Annotated in this window: 11 protein-coding genes; 5 read left to right on the top strand and 6 right to left on the bottom strand. The window is 53.1% G+C overall.

Annotated elements, in window-relative coordinates; translation table 11 throughout:
- Window positions 1–59 precede the first annotated feature (59 nt).
- From carA to J3P34_RS04210, 3 genes are all read left to right on the top strand, one after another.
- Window positions 60–1,172 carry a glutamine-hydrolyzing carbamoyl-phosphate synthase small subunit gene (gene carA / locus J3P34_RS04220; protein ID WP_210486555.1) on the top strand — a complete coding sequence of 371 codons (1,113 nt, stop codon included), beginning with the start codon at window positions 60–62 and terminating at the stop codon, window positions 1,170–1,172.
- Window positions 1,173–1,188: 16 nt separating this feature from the next.
- Window positions 1,189–2,466, top strand: coding sequence for a phosphopyruvate hydratase (gene eno / locus J3P34_RS04215; RefSeq protein ID WP_210466550.1), 1,278 nt, complete (start codon window positions 1,189–1,191; stop codon window positions 2,464–2,466).
- Between the two features lie 169 nt (window positions 2,467–2,635).
- Window positions 2,636–2,941, top strand: a complete 306-nt coding sequence (locus J3P34_RS04210) for an FtsB family cell division protein (protein ID WP_210466549.1) — start codon at window positions 2,636–2,638, stop codon at window positions 2,939–2,941.
- A 109-nt stretch (window positions 2,942–3,050) separates the two neighbouring features.
- Here J3P34_RS04210 and dnaK read toward each other — a convergent pair whose 3' ends face one another.
- The 4 genes from dnaK to J3P34_RS04190 all read right to left on the bottom strand — a co-directional run bounded on the left by dnaK (window position 3,051) and on the right by J3P34_RS04190 (window position 11,262).
- On the bottom strand, window positions 3,051–4,910 hold the full coding sequence (gene dnaK, locus J3P34_RS04205) for a molecular chaperone DnaK (protein ID WP_210486553.1): 1,860 nt from the start codon (window positions 4,908–4,910) through the stop codon (window positions 3,051–3,053).
- Window positions 4,911–5,316: 406 nt separating this feature from the next.
- The gene (locus J3P34_RS04200) at window positions 5,317–6,651 is read right to left on the bottom strand and encodes a TldD/PmbA family protein (protein ID WP_210486552.1); all 1,335 of its coding nucleotides are present in this window, start codon (window positions 6,649–6,651) and stop codon (window positions 5,317–5,319) included.
- A 124-nt stretch (window positions 6,652–6,775) separates the two neighbouring features.
- Window positions 6,776–8,407 carry a TldD/PmbA family protein gene (locus tag J3P34_RS04195; RefSeq protein WP_210486551.1) on the bottom strand — a complete coding sequence of 544 codons (1,632 nt, stop codon included), beginning with the start codon at window positions 8,405–8,407 and terminating at the stop codon, window positions 6,776–6,778.
- Between the two features lie 422 nt (window positions 8,408–8,829).
- Entirely contained in the window at window positions 8,830–11,262 is a 2,433-nt protein-coding gene (locus J3P34_RS04190) for a zinc-dependent metalloprotease (protein ID WP_428480428.1), read from the bottom strand.
- 198 nt (window positions 11,263–11,460) lie between these two features.
- Here J3P34_RS04190 and J3P34_RS04185 point away from each other — a divergent pair, with 198 nt between their 5' ends.
- Window positions 11,461–12,252: a CPBP family intramembrane glutamic endopeptidase gene (locus tag J3P34_RS04185; protein WP_210486550.1), complete on the top strand. Its 792-nt coding sequence runs from the start codon at window positions 11,461–11,463 to the stop codon at window positions 12,250–12,252.
- Window positions 12,253–12,388: 136 nt separating this feature from the next.
- Here the strand turns inward: J3P34_RS04185 and J3P34_RS04180 are convergent, their stop codons facing one another.
- The gene (locus J3P34_RS04180; RefSeq protein ID WP_210486549.1) at window positions 12,389–12,916 is read right to left on the bottom strand and encodes a hypothetical protein; all 528 of its coding nucleotides are present in this window, start codon (window positions 12,914–12,916) and stop codon (window positions 12,389–12,391) included.
- Between the two features lie 221 nt (window positions 12,917–13,137).
- Window positions 13,138–14,196: an Ldh family oxidoreductase gene (locus tag J3P34_RS04175; protein WP_210486548.1), complete on the bottom strand. Its 1,059-nt coding sequence runs from the start codon at window positions 14,194–14,196 to the stop codon at window positions 13,138–13,140.
- 116 nt (window positions 14,197–14,312) lie between these two features.
- On the opposite strand from J3P34_RS04175, the gene J3P34_RS04170 reads away from it, so the two are divergent.
- A complete protein-coding gene (locus J3P34_RS04170; protein WP_210486547.1) occupies window positions 14,313–15,950 on the top strand; it encodes a DUF4139 domain-containing protein in 1,638 nt (545 codons plus the stop codon).
- Window positions 15,951–16,157: the final 207 nt, after the last annotated feature.

Raw genomic sequence — 16,157 nt, 5'->3', positions numbered from 1 at the left:
AAAAGGGATACGAGATTACTCGTATCCCTTTTTTATTTTTGCCACATATTTAAAACAGAATGAAGCTTCATACAACAACTGATGCAGTATTGGTGCTGGAAGACGGCACTGTTTTCCATGGTAAGAGCCTAGGGAAAGTTGGAACCACTGGCGGCGAGGTCTGTTTTAACACAGGCATGACCGGCTACCAGGAGATTTTTACAGATCCTTCCTACTACGGCCAAATTGTGATTACCACCGTGTCTCACGTGGGTAACTACGGGGTACAGCCAGAAGAAGTAGAGTCTGGGAACATCCAGATCAAAGGACTTGTCTGCAAAGAGTTTTCGCACCATTTTTCAAGAAAGACTGCCGAAGGATCTTTGCAGGAATACTTTGAGAAAGCCGGCATTGTGGGCATCTGTGAGATCGATACGCGTGAGCTGGTGCGCTATGTGCGGGACAAAGGCGTGATGAACGCCATCATCTCTTCAGAGACCACTGACATTGAAGCACTCAAAGCCCTTCTTTTGGAGGTTCCTTCCATGGCTGGTTTGGAGCTTTCTTCTAAAGTGACTACTTCCGCGCAGTATGACTTGCCTGTAGAAGGTTTTCGCTTCAAAGTAGCGGTGCTGGACCTAGGGGTGAAACGTAATATCTTGAACAACCTTACCATCAGAGGCTGCGAGTGCCGAGTGTTCCCTTACGGTACCACCTTTGAGGTAATGGAAGCCTGGGGACCCGACGGATACTTTATCTCCAACGGTCCTGGTGACCCTGCCGTAACCAACGAAGCAGTGAAAAGCGTAGAGCAGATCCTTGCAGTAGAGAAACCTATGTTCGGGATTTGCATGGGGCACCAGATTCTGGCTCAGGCCAACGGTATTCCTACCTACAAAATGCACAATGGTCATCGTGGCTTGAACCACCCGGTTAAAAACCTCATCACTGGCCGTAGCGAGATTACTTCGCAGAACCATGGCTTTGCCGTAGACGCCGAGGCGGTGAAGAATAACCCTAATGTGGAAATTACCCACATCAACCTCAACGATAATACCGTTGAAGGCATCAGGATAAAGAACAAACCGGCATTCTCCGTACAGTACCACCCAGAGTCTTCTCCGGGGCCGCACGACTCTGAGTACCTGTTTGACCTCTTTGTAGAGATGCTGGAGAAAGAAAAGAAATCATAAATCAAAATAGAACTATATGAGCTTAATTGAAGACATCAAAGCCCGCCAGATTTTTGACTCCCGCGGAAATCCTACCGTTGAGGTAGACGTGATCACCCAGAACGGGATTGTTGGCCGTGCCGCTGTTCCATCTGGAGCTTCTACCGGTAAACACGAAGCTGTAGAGTTACGTGACGATGACAAGAGCATGTACATGGGCAAAGGGGTTCTGCAAGCTGTGCAGAACGTGAACTCCATCATTGCCGATGAACTGGTTGGTTTCAATGTATTCGAGCAGAGCCTGCTGGATAAGATCATGATTGAGATTGACGGCACGCACAACAAAGCCAAGTTGGGTGCTAACGCCATTTTGGGTGTTTCTCTGGCTGCCGCCAAAGCCGCTGCCAAAGAGGCAGGTCAGTCTCTGTACCGCTACGTAGGTGGCGTAAACGCCAACACCTTACCTGTGCCTATGATGAATATCCTGAACGGCGGTAGCCACGCTGACAACTCTATCGACTTCCAGGAGTTCATGGTAATGCCTGTGGGTGCTTCTTCTTTCTCTGAGGCGCTGCGCTGGGGTACCGAGGTGTTCCACCACCTGAAGAACGTACTGAAGAAAAAAGGTATGTCTACCAACGTGGGTGACGAAGGTGGATTCGCTCCGAACATCGGGTCTAACCAGGAAGCCATTGAGGTGGTATTGCAGGCGATTGAAGCCGCTGGATACCGTCCGGGCGAGGACTTCATGATCGCCATGGACGCTGCCGCTTCTGAGTTCTACGATGCCTCTACCGGCCACTACCACTTCAAGAAATCTACCGGCGACAAACTTACCTCTTCTGAGATGGTGAGCTTCTGGACCGAGTGGGCAAACAAATACCCAATCATCTCCATTGAAGATGGTATGGACGAAGATGACTGGACCGGCTGGAAAGCCCTGACCGATTCTATCGGGAACAGAACGCAGTTGGTAGGGGATGACTTGTTCGTAACCAACGTAACGCGTCTGCAGCAAGGTATTGATCAGAAAACCGCTAACGCGATCCTCATCAAGGTAAACCAGATCGGGACTTTGACCGAGACCATTGATGCCATCAACTTAGGCCGCAGAAACGGCTATAAGAGCATCATGAGCCACCGTTCAGGCGAGACCGAGGACAACACCATCGCTGACCTGGCGGTAGCGTTAAACACCGGCCAAATCAAAACCGGCTCGGCTTCCCGCTCAGACCGGATGGCCAAGTACAACCAGTTGCTCCGTATTGAGGAAGAACTGGGCGAGGTAGCTTATTTTCCGGGCCGGAACATGTAATCAGCCTATGAGGCGAATCAGCAATGATCCGTTTTGGATCTGTTTTTCAGAAAACAGGACATAAACAGAATTTGCAGAATTGATTTGCTTCCTGTGCAGATACCTTCTGGGATTCTTTGTAAATTCATGGCGGCAAGCGAAAGTTTGCCGCCATTTTTTTGTTTAGACTATGTTAGCACGCGTCCCTAAATTTTTCCGTAATTTCTATTTCCTGACTGGTGTGGCCTTCCTGGCCTGGATGTTCTTCTTTGACTCTAATGATTTCATCACCCAGTTTCAGACCAGCCGCAAACTCACCATTCTGGAAGAGGAGCGCGATTATTACCTGGAGAAAATTGCCGAGGTACAGAAAGACCGCAAGGAACTGATGAGCAACCCCGCGCTGCTGGAGAAATTTGCCCGCGAAAAATACCTCATGAAGAAACCCACCGAGGACCTGTACCTCATTGTGGAGAAAGACGAAGAAGAGAAGTAATCCTATTTTAGTCCCTAAAAGCAGAAGGCGCAACTTAACCGGTTGCGCCTTCTGCTTTTAGGGACTTTTTGTTTTAGGGCCGTTTTTAGAAAAACGGCCCTAAAACAGATTACTCAATCTTTTTGCCGGTCATGGCTTTCTTGATGGAAATCTGCATTACGCGCTCGGCGAAGGGACTGGTTTGCTCCTCCAGTACGTCTACGGCCTTCAGGATGGTGTCTTTATCGCCGGAAGGCAGGACGTCTTTCAGGCGCTGCACGTTCTGATTCGTCAAATCAATTTCCTCCGAGGTCAGGTGCTCGCCGTTTTTCTGCACGAAGCGCTCTACCTGGTAAATCATCTGCTCGGCGGTGGTGCGGGCCTCAATGACCATGCGGGTGGAGACGTCCTCGCGGGCGTGGGTAATGGAGTCCATCAGCATCTGCTCCACCTGCTCATCGGTGAGGCCGTACTGCGGTTTCACTTCCACTTCCTGCCGTACACCCGAGCGCAGCTCAATGGCCTCTACCTTCAGGATTCCGTCAGCGTTCAAAATGAAGTTCACGTCTACTTTAGGGAAGCCGGCGGGCATGGCTGGAATGCCTTTTAAGTCGAACTCGGCCAGTTTGCGGTTCTCTTTCACCAGATCGCGCTCGCCCTGGTACACCGAGATCTTCATGTTCACCTGTCCGTCCACGGAAGTGGTGTACTGCCGGCCGGCTTTGGTAGGGATCTTGGAATTGCGTGGGATAATGGAGTCCATCAGGCCACCCATGGTTTCAATGCCTAGCGTGAGCGGCGTCACGTCCAGCAGCAGGATGTCTTTGCGGTTCCCGGCCAGTACATCAGCCTGGATGGCGGCTCCTAAAGCAACCACTTCATCTGGGTTCAGTTCATTGTGCGCGGGCTTCCCAAAGAATTCAGAAACGGACTGGTACACCAGGGGCACGCGGGTAGAACCACCCACCATGATCACGGTGTCAATCTGCTCGGGCTGCAAGTTGGCGTCTTTCAGAGCCATCCGGCAGGAAGCCATGGTGCGGTCTACGATAGGGGTGATAAGCTGATCAAACGTAGGCCGGTCTAAGGCTAACTCCACGCCATTCAATTGACTAGTGAAGGTATTCTGGCTGCTGAGGGCTTTCTTCGCCTCCTCGGCCTGTAAACGCACCGCCTGGGATAGTTTCGCATCCTCAGATACCTGCGTGGCTAGGGAAGGATTCTGCTGGAACCAGTGGTTCACAATGGCACGGTCCAGGTCATCGCCACCCAGGAAGGTGTCACCATTGGTAGAGAGCACCTCAAAGATGCCCTGGTGGATGCGCAGGATGGAAATATCAAAGGTACCACCGCCCAGGTCATACACCGCAATGGTCCGCTCCTCGCTTTGGTCCAAGCCGATGCCGTACGCCAACGAAGCCGCCGTGGGCTCGTTCACGATGCGCAATACCTCCAACCCGGCCAGTTTCCCGGCATCGCGGGTGGCCTGGCGCTGGGAATCGTTGAAGTAAGCGGGCACGGTAATTACGGCGCGGTTCACCGGGGTTTTCAGGGCGTGCTCGGCGCGGGCGCGGAGTTCCTTCAGGATCTCGGCGCTCAGTTCAATAGGGGAGTAGAATTTGTCCTGCACCCGAATCTTCACCAGCCCCTCAGAGTTATCGTCAATGATCTTGTAGCCGAAGAAGTCCTTGTGCTCGCCCAGGTCCTGGTAAGATTTTCCCAGTAGGCGCTTCACCGAATAAATGGTGTTGGCCGAATCAGTTAGCAGGTATTCTTTGGCGTTATTGCCCACAATCACTTCCCCTTCTCTGGAGAAATGCACTACCGATGGGACAATGGTGCCCAAGCCTTGGTCATTGATGGCGATGGGTACATGGTCCTCGGGGTGCATATAAGCCACCAGACTGTTGGTGGTACCCAGGTCAATGCCCACAATCACCTCTTCCTTTTGGATGGAAGCGGTGGTAAGATTTATTGCTATTTTAGCCATGTGTCAAAGTTAATGCAGCGCGTTTCAGCGCACTTCCGCAAAAGTACGAAGAAATAGCCTCTTAAAAGGGTACGGTTTCCTGTGAGATAGGTGGCGAAAGACAGGCGTGATTCCTGAATTAAATAAGGAGGCGTTTTGGGGCTGTTTTCCTGAAGATGAGCCTAAAATGGAATCAGTAGCGTCGTTACACTGTAACGACGCGTGTCTTTGAAACAAGAACGTCACTACCAGAAAGGCTTTGCTCCAAGACAATGTTGTAAAGGCAGTTTATATTATATAGTAAGGAGGCGGTTTTGCCCTGTAGAACCACGTCGTTACGGTGTAACGACGCTACATTTTAGAACTTATTCTTGGAAAGTAGGCCTAAAAAAGCCCTCTCGGTGGGAGAGGGCCTTTGTGAGATCACTTACACCGCGTCAGACAAGCTGCTGAAGGTGAAGTCCCGAATTTTTAGGGGGGGCAGCAGGTAGTTGTTGCTGGACTCGCCGCTGACCACGCGCTCAGTTTTGCCCAAGGCTTCCAGGTTGTTGAGCATGATGATGGGGCTCTCGTTGAAGCGGAAGTTCTTGACAGCGTGCTTGATTTTGCCGTTCTCAATGTAGAAGGTCCCATCGCGGGTGAGGCCGGTGAGCAGGAGCGTCTGCGGGTCTACCGGGCGGATGTACCAGAGCCGGGTCACCAGAATACCTTTGGTGGTGCCTTTGATCATGTCTTCCAGGCTTTGGGTGCCGCCCTGCATAATGGCCGAGTTGGGAAATGGCACCGGCGTAGTTTTTTTCTGCTGCGCCCAGTAACGGGAGACCGGCATCTGTTTTATCACGCCTTTGTCTATCCAGGTGACTTTGTTCAGGGCCTGACCGTCCTGCGCCCACGGTGAGGTAGGCAGCTCGGGGTGCGAGGGGTCTGAGTAGATGGTTACGCGTTCGTCCACCAGTTTCTGGCCCAGTTTGTTTCCACCACCGGCCTTGCTGAGGAAACTGCGACCTTCGTCGGCGGAGCGGGCATCCATGTTGAAGAACAGATTCTCCAACATCACCGCTACCGCGGCAGGTTCCAGAATCACGGTGTACTTGCCGGGTTCCAGGGCCTTGGCGCCTTTTGAGCCTGTGGCTTTAGTTACCGCAATTGCCGAGGCCGTGGCGGTGTTTAGTTTATTGACATCATTGAATCCCCTGGAAACGTATCCAGAGCCGGTGCCGTCTGGCGTGCGCACCGTGAGCGAGAAATCAACGCCGGTATCTTTATTGTAAGCAAATAGCCCTTTGCTGTTCATCATGGACTGAAAGCCTACCGAATCCTGCAGGTAACCAGCGGCAATGAGCTCTTTGGCTTTCGCGGCCGATATGCTTTGCGCCACCATCTCGGCCCGTTTGTCTGGCGTAATGGCTGCCGTTGCCTCTACGTACGGATTGGTGGTGATGTATTTCTGCGGACCCAGCACGCCCATGTACTCAGGGTTCTCAGGCGCCAATTTAGCCAACTCTTCAGACCTGCGGACCACCTTCTCCAGCGAGGCATCGTCAAATTCATTGATGGTAGCGGTGCCCACTTTCTTCCCGAAGGAAGACTGTACCACCAGTGAGGTTGTATGGGCTTCGCCAGCGGTAGATACGGAGTTGCGCGCGTATCGGACATTCCCAGATTTGCTGCCATTCAGGTTAGCCTCGCACTCATCGGCTTTACTCAATGCCATCACTTTCTTCAGGATGGCCTGTGCTTGTTCTTGGGTATATATTGCCATGGTTGATTAGCGTCTTTCAGTTGATTGAAACTACTTGTTGAAAGTTCTGAGTCTAAAGTTCTGAGTCCTGAGTTGAAGAATTTGAATCAAGACTATGGACTCAGAACTCAGAACCAGAAAATCGCTAGATTTTCCTACCTGTGTTGATGACGTTCACGCCATTGAAGCGGGTGGTGGCGGAGCCGTGAGAGACCGCACTGACTTGCATGGGCTGGCCTTTACCGTCGAAGAAGGAGCCGCCCAGGCGGTAGTCGCTCTCGTCGCAGACGGCGGCGCAGGAGTTCCAGAATTCCTGGGTGTTGCTTTGGTAAGCCACATCTTTGAGCGGGCCCACAATTTTGCCGTCTTTGATCTCGTAGAACAGTTGACCACCGAACTGGAAATTGTAGCGCTGCTGGTCAATGGAGAAAGAACCGTCGCCTATGATGTAGATGCCTTTTTCCACGTTCTTGATCATGTCATCTACACTCAGCTTCTGTTTGCCGGCAGCCAAAGACACATTAGGCATGCGCTGGAACTGCACCGAGCTCCAGTTATCGGCGTAGCAGCAGCCGTGCGATTCTTTTTCTCCCAGAATATGCACCTGGTCTCTGGTGGCCTGGTAGTTCACCAGCGTACCGTCCTTCACCAGATCCCAGCGTTTGGTTTTCACGCCTTCATCGTCGTAGCCCACCGCACCCAGTGAGCCGGGCTGCACTTTATCGGCGAAGAGATTCACCTGCGGGCTGCCGTACTTGAAGTTTTTGGATTGCCACTTGTCTAGCGTAGCGAAGGAGGTGCCGGCGAAGTTGGCTTCGTAGCCCAATACCCGGTCCAGTTCCAGCGGGTGCCCTACACTCTCGTGAATGGTGAGCCACAGGTGCGAGGGATCCAGAACCAGATCGTACTTGCCCGCCAGTACAGATTTAGCGGTGAGTTTCTCTTTGGCCTGTTTGGCCGCCGCGGTGGCATCTTCCACCATGTCATAAGTTCTGCCGTAGCGGGTGGTAATGCCTTTGTATTTATCGGCGGGCCGGCCGCTTAGGTACTCAAAGCCCATGCCCACCGGAGAACTCAATGATTGCCGCGTCTCGAACTTGCCGGTTTTCTGGTCAATGGCGGTGACATTGAGCACGGGCCAGATGCGGTGCACGTCCTGGTCTATGTAAGAACCATCTGTGGAGGCGAAGTATTTCTGCTCGTTTACCAAAAACAAGGCTGAATTCACGTAGTTGGCACCGTTCTGCATGGCGGCAGCATTGGCACCCAGGAGGATGTCCACTTTCTCCTTGAGCGGCACCTCAAAGGCATTGCGCTCAATAGGCGTTTTCCAGCTCACCTCACCATAACCTTGTTGCGGCGCCAGCTTTACCGGCTCGGTCTGCAGCTTGGAGTTCGCTTTGGCAATAGCCACTGCCAGCTCGGCAACCTTGGCGGCCCCGGCGGGCGTGACTTCATCAATCGCGGAGAACCCCCAGGTCCCGTTGACCAAAACCCGCACGCCCAGGCCGAAAGACTCAGTGTTCACGGTGTTTTGCACCTTGTCTTCCCGGGTAATGAGGTACTGGTTCAGGTAGCGGCCAATCCGGACATCGGCGTAAGAAGCACCTTTAGACTTGGCGGCGTTGAGGGCCGCATCGGCAATTTGTTTCTTCACGGTTGCTTCCAGGGGAGTGAGCATCGCCTCCGGAGCAACATCATTGCCCCATAGCGGAATCGGCAACATGAGGGCACCAAACCCAAGGCCGGAAAGTTGAAGGAAATCGCGTCTTTTCAAGGTGGAAGAAGTTAAGGGTTAGTTATTTAAATATAAGAATTTCAAGTGCATTTGCAAGGGAATAGTATCGGTTATTTTCTATATAGAAGGTGTGGTTGCAGCCAAACTGATGATCATGATGAATACCTCTTTTAGTCTTTGTGACGCATTTCGTTCCCCTTTGAAGGGGGTAGGGGGATGATTACTCATGCTGATGATGGCATTCCCAGAATGTAGGGGCAATCCCTTGTGGTTGCCCTTCCGTAAGGAGCATCTTTGAAGCCTCTTCTCTGTAGTAAAGCCACTGGTTCTTCAAACCGCATTGTCATCCCCTACCCACTTCAATGGGTGACGATATGCGTGTTATAAATTAGAATCCATAAAAAACCCACCTCTGCTTGAGGTGGGTTTTAGGGCTGTTTTCAGAAAAACGGCTGAAAACGCTATTCGCAGCCAATCATGTCCAGTGAGCCGATGGGGGCGCCGGGCGGAAGGTCTTTGTGGAGTTGCGGTTTGGCTTCCTGTGGTTTTTTGAGGCGGTCAAGGGCCAGGAGCGCGTTGGCTTTCACGGCATCGTTAGAGGAGTTGGCCAGTTTCTTGGCTTTCTTCTCCAATTGGTTCAGTTGCAGCAGCGCGGCGGCACGGGCGGCGTAGGAGGCTTCCTCGTTTTGGGAGAGCGCCATTAGATGCGTGAGCACCAGTTGTTGGGTGAGTAGCTGCACCTGGCCATTCATGCCCGATACGTTTTTGCTTTCCCAGGTCTGGTCGATGATTTGATCCAGGACCTCATCCAGACCTAATCTGTTGCCTCGGGCTTTCAGCTCCACCAAGCGGGTGGCGCGCTCTGGGTGGAAGAGGAAAGACAGCGTAAAATCAGCCGAGGCCTCTGCAGCAGCCAGCGGGTCAAAGGTGAGGCCAGTGCGTTTGTCAAACAGCTCGCGGGTAGGAGACCAGCCGGCGGGCCGGGGCGGAATAGCGGCGATGATTTTCTCCGGCAGCACCAGCACGTTAGGCTGAAGGGTGGAGAGCAGGACATCCAGGGCTTTCTGCTGCTCGGCCTCGGGCACGAACTCGGTTACCAACTGTCCGTCACCGCGAGAGGCGTAGGTGTAGTTCACGCCACCCACTAGTTTGGCGGCCGCCTCTACCTGGTAGCGGTGATAGTTGTAGATGGGCACCAGTACGTCTTCCAGCATCGCCATAGGCACGCCGGGCTTGATGTTGTTCTCCCCGAAACGCTCCAAGGCCTTCTGCCGCACACTTAATACATGCTTCAGTTCTTCAGAGGCGCTGGCGCCGTTGTCCCAGAGGTGGGCCTGCGGATGCGCGCCGCCGGGAGCCCGCGAGTCACGGTCAGAGATAAATTGTAGGCCGCGTTTGTGGGCCTCGCGCAACTGCTGGTCCAGGGCTTGCAGTTCATTGGTGCCGGCGGGGAAATGCTGGTACCCGAACTTGATGGCTTCTTTGTCCCATTCACCTATGCCCAAGGAATAGGCATCAGAAAGGTCAATCTCGCCGCCCGCGGTCAGTTTAACGGTAGGGTGGGGATAATCCATTACAGAGGCGCGGTTGCTCACACTGGCGGCGTAGTTGTGCATGATGCCCAGGGTGTGCCCTAGTTCGTGCGCCGACAGTTGCCGTAGGCGGGAAAGCGCCATTTTCATCATCTCGGGATTGGCGGGTTTGCCTTGTTCATAGGGCGCCAGCAACCCTTCGGCGATGAGGAAATCCTGGCGCACGCGCAGCGAACCCAGGCTCACGTGACCTTTGATGATCTCACCGGTTCTGGGGTCCGAGACGGTAGCGCCGTACGACCAGCCGCGGGTGCTGCGGTGTACCCACTGAATTACGTTGTAGCGCACGTCCATGGGGTCAGCGTCTACGGGCAGGATCTCTACTTTGAAAGCGTCTTTGTAACCAGCGGCCTCAAAGGCCTGCGCCCACCAGCGGGCACCTTCCAGCAACGCGCTTCTGATAGGTTCCGGCGCGGCATGGTCCACGTAGTACACAATCGGTTCCACGGCTTCTGAGACGGCAGCGGCCGGATTCTTTTTCTGGAGGCGGTGCCGGGCAATGAACCGCTTGGCAATAGGCTGGTCCACGGGCGTGCTGAAATCAAAGTACTCAATCCCGAAGTAGCCGCCTCTGGGATCCATGGCGCGGGGCGTATAGTTTTTGTCTGGCAGTTGCACAAACGAGTGGTGCTGGCGCAGCGTGATGGCTTGCGCCGATGGGGCGACGCTGCGCACGAAACCGCCGGCGTCCTCACCGCCCACAAAGGTGAGCGTGGCCTCAAACTCTGAGTTCTGCGGGAAGTTCTTGGTGCGGGGCAGGTACATGACCGAGCGGTTGGCATCCAGGCGGTAAGAGCCCTGGCGGCTGCGCCGGATGCTGCCCACCACGTCATGGGCATCGCGGAGGAGGAACTCAGTGGCGTCTACCAGCACCTTGTCTCCCTCCGTGGCTTCCACCTTAAATCCCCACAACGCCGACTGCGCGAAAGACTGCGCCACGGCCTGTTCCTCGGCGGGGTTGCCGTTCATGGCGCGGTAGCCCTGGTTGGGTTCAATCAAGAGTACCTTCGGCCCTACTTTGTGGAAATACACCACGTGCTCACCGCCCAGTTGGCCACGGTCCAGCCCGATGTCATTGGAGCCGAGGCCGGCGGCCAGGGAGTTCACATATAGGAATTGCTGGTCCAGTTTGTCAATCTCCAGCAGGATACGGCCGGTGGCCTCGTCCCAGTAAAACGGGAAATAACCACTGAACTTCTGCATGCCCGCGGTTTTACCGGCGATGCCTGCGGGTTTGTTTTGGGCCCAGATCTGGGAAAATGCCAGAAAAGCGAAGAGAAAGGGGAGTAGCGTTTTGCGCATGTTTTTGAGAAAGTAAGCCTGAAACGGAATGAGCTGGATAAGGTAGTGAATTAAGAACATAGGGGCAAGGCTATGTTTAAGCTTATCTCTTCCGGTTATCATGCTTAGGCGCTGAAAACGTGGGTGGAAGCAATATCTAAATAGCTCTATATTTGCAGTGAAACCGAACTGAACGCACCTTCTTATTTCTTGTAAAAGATGCCGCTTGTCCAAACCACTCCGCCGAGCTTTACCAGAGCCCATTCCTGGCTGGCCATTGTAGCAGGTTACCTGGCCTTGGCCCTGACGTACCATGCCGCCGAGTACGCTATGCGTTTCCACCAGCATATTCCGCTGTTTCTGGGGTTAATGCTGGCCGTGGTGCCGGTGGCTTATCTGGTGGCCCGGTTGCAGGGCTTCCGGGGCCTGAGAGCCTGGGGCATGCAGTTCAACCAGAAGTATGCGCTCCTGCTGCTGTTAGGATTGGCGCTGGGCTTACTGGTAAACGGATTAGCTTTTGCTCTTCGGCTGTGGATGGGCATAGAGGTGGTAACCTTTGTACCCGATTTTTCTACTTTGGTAACCCAGACGTTGATCTTTGCGGCAGGAACATTTCTACCTTCCCTAGCCGAGGACATTCTCACCAGAGGCTACCTTTTTGGCCATCTGCAAGGCCGGTTGAGTAGGTGGGGATTTGTGTTGGTGTCTTCCGCGGTCTACGTCCTGAACCACCTCTATTCCCTTGATGACGGTTTTGCTGCGTTGGCGTATCTGTTCGCGTTGGGTATCATGCTGGCCATTCCGCTGGTCTATACCAAAAATCTGTGGTACAGCGTAGGCGCGCACTGGGCCGGTAATATTGTCTACCGTTTGGGGCAGGATGTGCTTACCGTGAAAGAAGGACCCTCCACCTTTTCAGGCCTTTGGGAACTGACCATCTTTGTTCTTCTTTTTGCAGTGGTGAATTACTGGGTGGGCAGAAGGATAAGTAAAGCTTCTCGGCTGCGGTAGAAAGCGAAAATGTTTTTAGCCTGTTTTGTTGAAAATAAGCCAAAAAGCAACGGCCACTTTCCTGAGAAAGTGGCCGTTGCTTTTTGGTAATAGGGTGAAGCAGATGCTTCAAATAGCTTAAAGAGTATATGGCGTTTTACAAAACTTCTATCCCCACTACTTCTTTTATTTTGTAATAATTCTTGGCCGAAGGAATATATACTTCAATTTCCTGCCACTTGATTTTTAGCTTGTTGTTGGTGAATTTCTTAACATCAGCAGTGAAGTTCTCTGAGCCAGGGAACTGTCTAAGCCAGATAAAAGATTTTTCATTGTTGGTGTTGTCTGTTAAGACAAAGTAGTTGAATTCCTTGGTGTCAATTCTTTTAAATCTGCCCTCAGAAGTGCCAGTTACAGCCGCTCCGGCTTCTGAACCTTTTGCTATAATTACAGATAGTTTTAAGTATCCTTGGCAGTTTTCCCGGATCAGGTTTTTACCAACCCCAATGCCTAGCTCTCTCATGGCAGACTGATCTGTTACGTTTATCTTTTTTTCATCGGCCAAATCTAATAACAGATTTGATTGTTGGGAGAAGCAGTCCATAAGAGCCTTTTCTGCCGTGGTTTTGTCTGTGATATTATCAAAGTCAAGCTTGGAAATACAGGCACAAATATTATCAGTCACTTTTTTCTCAGCTGTGCCTGTCTATGCAATAGCAGTTGATAAAAAGAATAAAGAGAAGAAGGAAAATAGTAAAGTTTGTTTCATAAAGGGTGATTAAGAAAGGGATTGATTTTGAAAATAAGATTCAAGGTAGTTCCTGTGAATTGGAGTTATGCTTCTTGGAGACAAAGGTAAGCAGTGTTTCGGGCCTATCTTCTGCAAAACAGGCCCGAAACTATTTCTTACAAAATCACCCCAAACTTCTCGCCCAAGCCTTCCAGATCTTTCACTACCGGCGGAAGCAGCGGAATACCTTCTTTCATCCGTTGCTCGGTGAAAATGCGCTCCGGATCGCCGGGGATGAGGACCTGGTGGCCTTCTTTGGCTTTGGAGCATCTGAAGCGGGTGATCCAGTTGTCCATGTGGTGCTTGAAGTCCTCGGCAGGGCGGAAGGCGTCTACGCGCATGGCCCCGAAGAAGTGCCCGATGCCTTCGCCCACCGGATCTGCGGGCGGCGCCAGGAAGCTCACGAATGGCGGCACCCACGGCCCGTAATTGGCCCCGGACAAAACCGCTGAGAAAATGTCTACCACTGCGCCTAGCGCATAGCCTTTATGGCTGCCGGTATCACCGCCCAGGGGGAGCAGGGCACCGCCGTCTTTCAGTTCGTTGGGGTTAGTAGAAGGGGAGCCGTCTACCGCCTGAATCCAGCCGAGGGGTGCTTCCAGGTTCTTGCGCTGCAGCATCTCCAGTTTGCCATTGGCGGCGGTGGTGGTAGCTAAATCTGCGACGAAGGGCGGCTGCTCGTTGGCCGGGATGGCTACGGCGATGGGGTTGGTGCCCAGCAATCGTTCCAAGGAATAAGTAGGGGCTACGAGCGGGCTGGCGTTGGTCATGGCCATGCCAATCATGTCATGCTCCAGGGCTTTCATGGCGTGGTAACCGGCAATCCCGAAGTGGTTGGAATTCTTCACGGCCACCCAGCCACTGCCGGCTACTTTGGCTTTCTCCAGCGCAATCTGCATGGCCTTAGGCGCTACTACCAGACCTAAGCCGCCGTCGCCGTCCACGGTGGCGGTGCTGGGCGTCTCGTGCACGATGCGCACGTTGGGCGTAGCATTGATGCGGCCCGCTTCCCAGAGGCGCACGTACCCAATGAGGCGCGCTACGCCATGAGAGTCTACACCGCGGATATCGGCGGAGAGCAGGGTTTCAGTTGCGGTTTGGGCGTCTTCGGGCGGGCAGCCGATGGCCAGGAATATCTTGCGGGAGAAATCGAAAAGTCGTTCGTAGGGGTACATGCGCAATTTCAGATTGAAAGCGCCAAAGGTAAGGCAAACGGAAGAAAACATTCCAGCAGAAATGCTTCCTTTGTGAAAGCATCCATTTGTTCTATCTACTCCTAAACCTCCCCTTTATGAATTTGTTCCGCGTGAGCCTGGGCCTATGGCTAAGCTGTTTCTGGCTTGTTTTTCCTGTTTCGGCGCAAAAACAGGAAACCATGAATACCCAGGTGAAAGCCGTCACGGTGTTCCTGAACCGCGCGCAGGTAACCAACATTGGCAGAACAACGGTAGACCCGGGCGTGACCGAGTTGGTGCTGGAAGGCCTTCCCGCGCAGTTGGATGAGCGGAGCGTGCAGGTGAACCCAACGGGCAACGTAACGCTGCTCTCGGTACGTTACGAGCAGAATTTCCTTCGAAATACCACCAAGCCCACTGAGTTGCAACGGCTGGAAGACTCCCTGCAAAGCTATAACGGCCGCATCAGAACGCTTTCAGACCAGCGCGAAGTCCTGCAGAAAGAGGAAGGGCTGTTGCAGGCCAACCAGAACATTGGCGGTTCCCAAACCGGACTCACCGCCGCCCGCCTCAAAGAAGTAGCCGATTATTACCGCACCCGTTTGCTGGCCATCCGGAAGGAAATCCAAACCATAGACCTGCAATTAAACCTGCTGCGCGAGCGCCAGAACCAGTTCATCAACCAGGTGAACCAAACCCGGCAGAACCAGCAGGCGAACAACCGCGTGATTGTGTCCGTGCAGGCGGCTGCCCGGGCGCAGGTTGGATTAGAGGTGTCTTATGTTGTTATCAATGCCATTTGGGAACCTATTTATGATCTCAGGGCAAGCGGCAGCCAGGGACCGGTGCAACTGCAATACAAGGCCAACGTGCGGCAGAACACCGGCGTAAACTGGGACAACGTGCAACTGACCTTGGCAACTACCAACCCGGCTGAAGGCGCGCAGAAGCCTGATTTGTTTCCTCAGCAGTTGAGTATTCAACTTCCTCCTCCACCTATCCGTAGTAAGGTGAAATTTTCTTCTCCGGTGATTAGAGAGGATGAAGAAGGGGATGCATTAAACGAAGTAGTGGTAACAGCCATTGAGAATAAAGTGGCAGGTGTATCCACCTCCACTTCAGACTTCACCGAAGCCGTGGCCACCACTCTGGCCGCCGAGTTCAAGATTGGCATTCCGTTCAGCGTACCATCTGATGGGGAACCACACACCGTAGACATCCAGCAGCACAGCCTCACCACCACTTATGCCCACACCACCGTACCTAAGCTTGATCCCACGGCTTTTCTGGTAGCCTATCTAACCAATTGGGAGAACCTGAAACTGCTGCCCGGTGAGGCCAACGTTTTTCTGGCGGGCACCTTTACCGGTAAGTCTTTTCTAAACCCGGAGCAAACCCGTGACACGCTCACCCTTTCCCTGGGCCGTGACCAGAACGTGGTGGTGCAGCGCGAGCGTCTGAAAGATTACCAGAAACGCTCCACATTGGGCAGCAACATCAAAGAACAGTTTGGCTACGAGATCAGCCTCCGGAATACCAAGGCGCAACCGGTGACCATTACGGTGGAAGACCAGATTCCCATGAGTACAACCTCGGAGATTGAGGTGGAGGACGTGGACCTTAACGGCGGCAAACTGGACAAGGATTCTGGGAAGGTAACCTGGCAGATTTCTTTGAAACCGAATGAGACGGTGAAGCGCACTTTGCGGTACGTGGTGAAGTATCCGAAGAATAAGAAGGTGAGTGGGTTGTAAGGGGCTTCTTTGGTTCTCTTGAGATGAAGTGCTGTTTGCTTGGCGTTTGTTTGTCTTTCAGTGGTCTTTTTTGCTTACGTAGTCCGCTGGTGCTGGCGTGGCGCTGCCGTTTGCGTTGGTTCATGAGCTGGGTTGTTTCATGGTTTCCCTCCGTGCGCTCACGGCCGCGAGGCCCCGCCTTCCGGCCTCGCGCTGCGCCAGCTTCCT

Source organism: Rufibacter aurantiacus, from assembly GCF_017916345.1.
GTDB classification, from domain to species: Bacteria; Bacteroidota; Bacteroidia; order Cytophagales; family Hymenobacteraceae; genus Nibribacter; species Nibribacter roseolus.
This window is presented reverse-complemented; position numbering and strand designations above follow the sequence as displayed.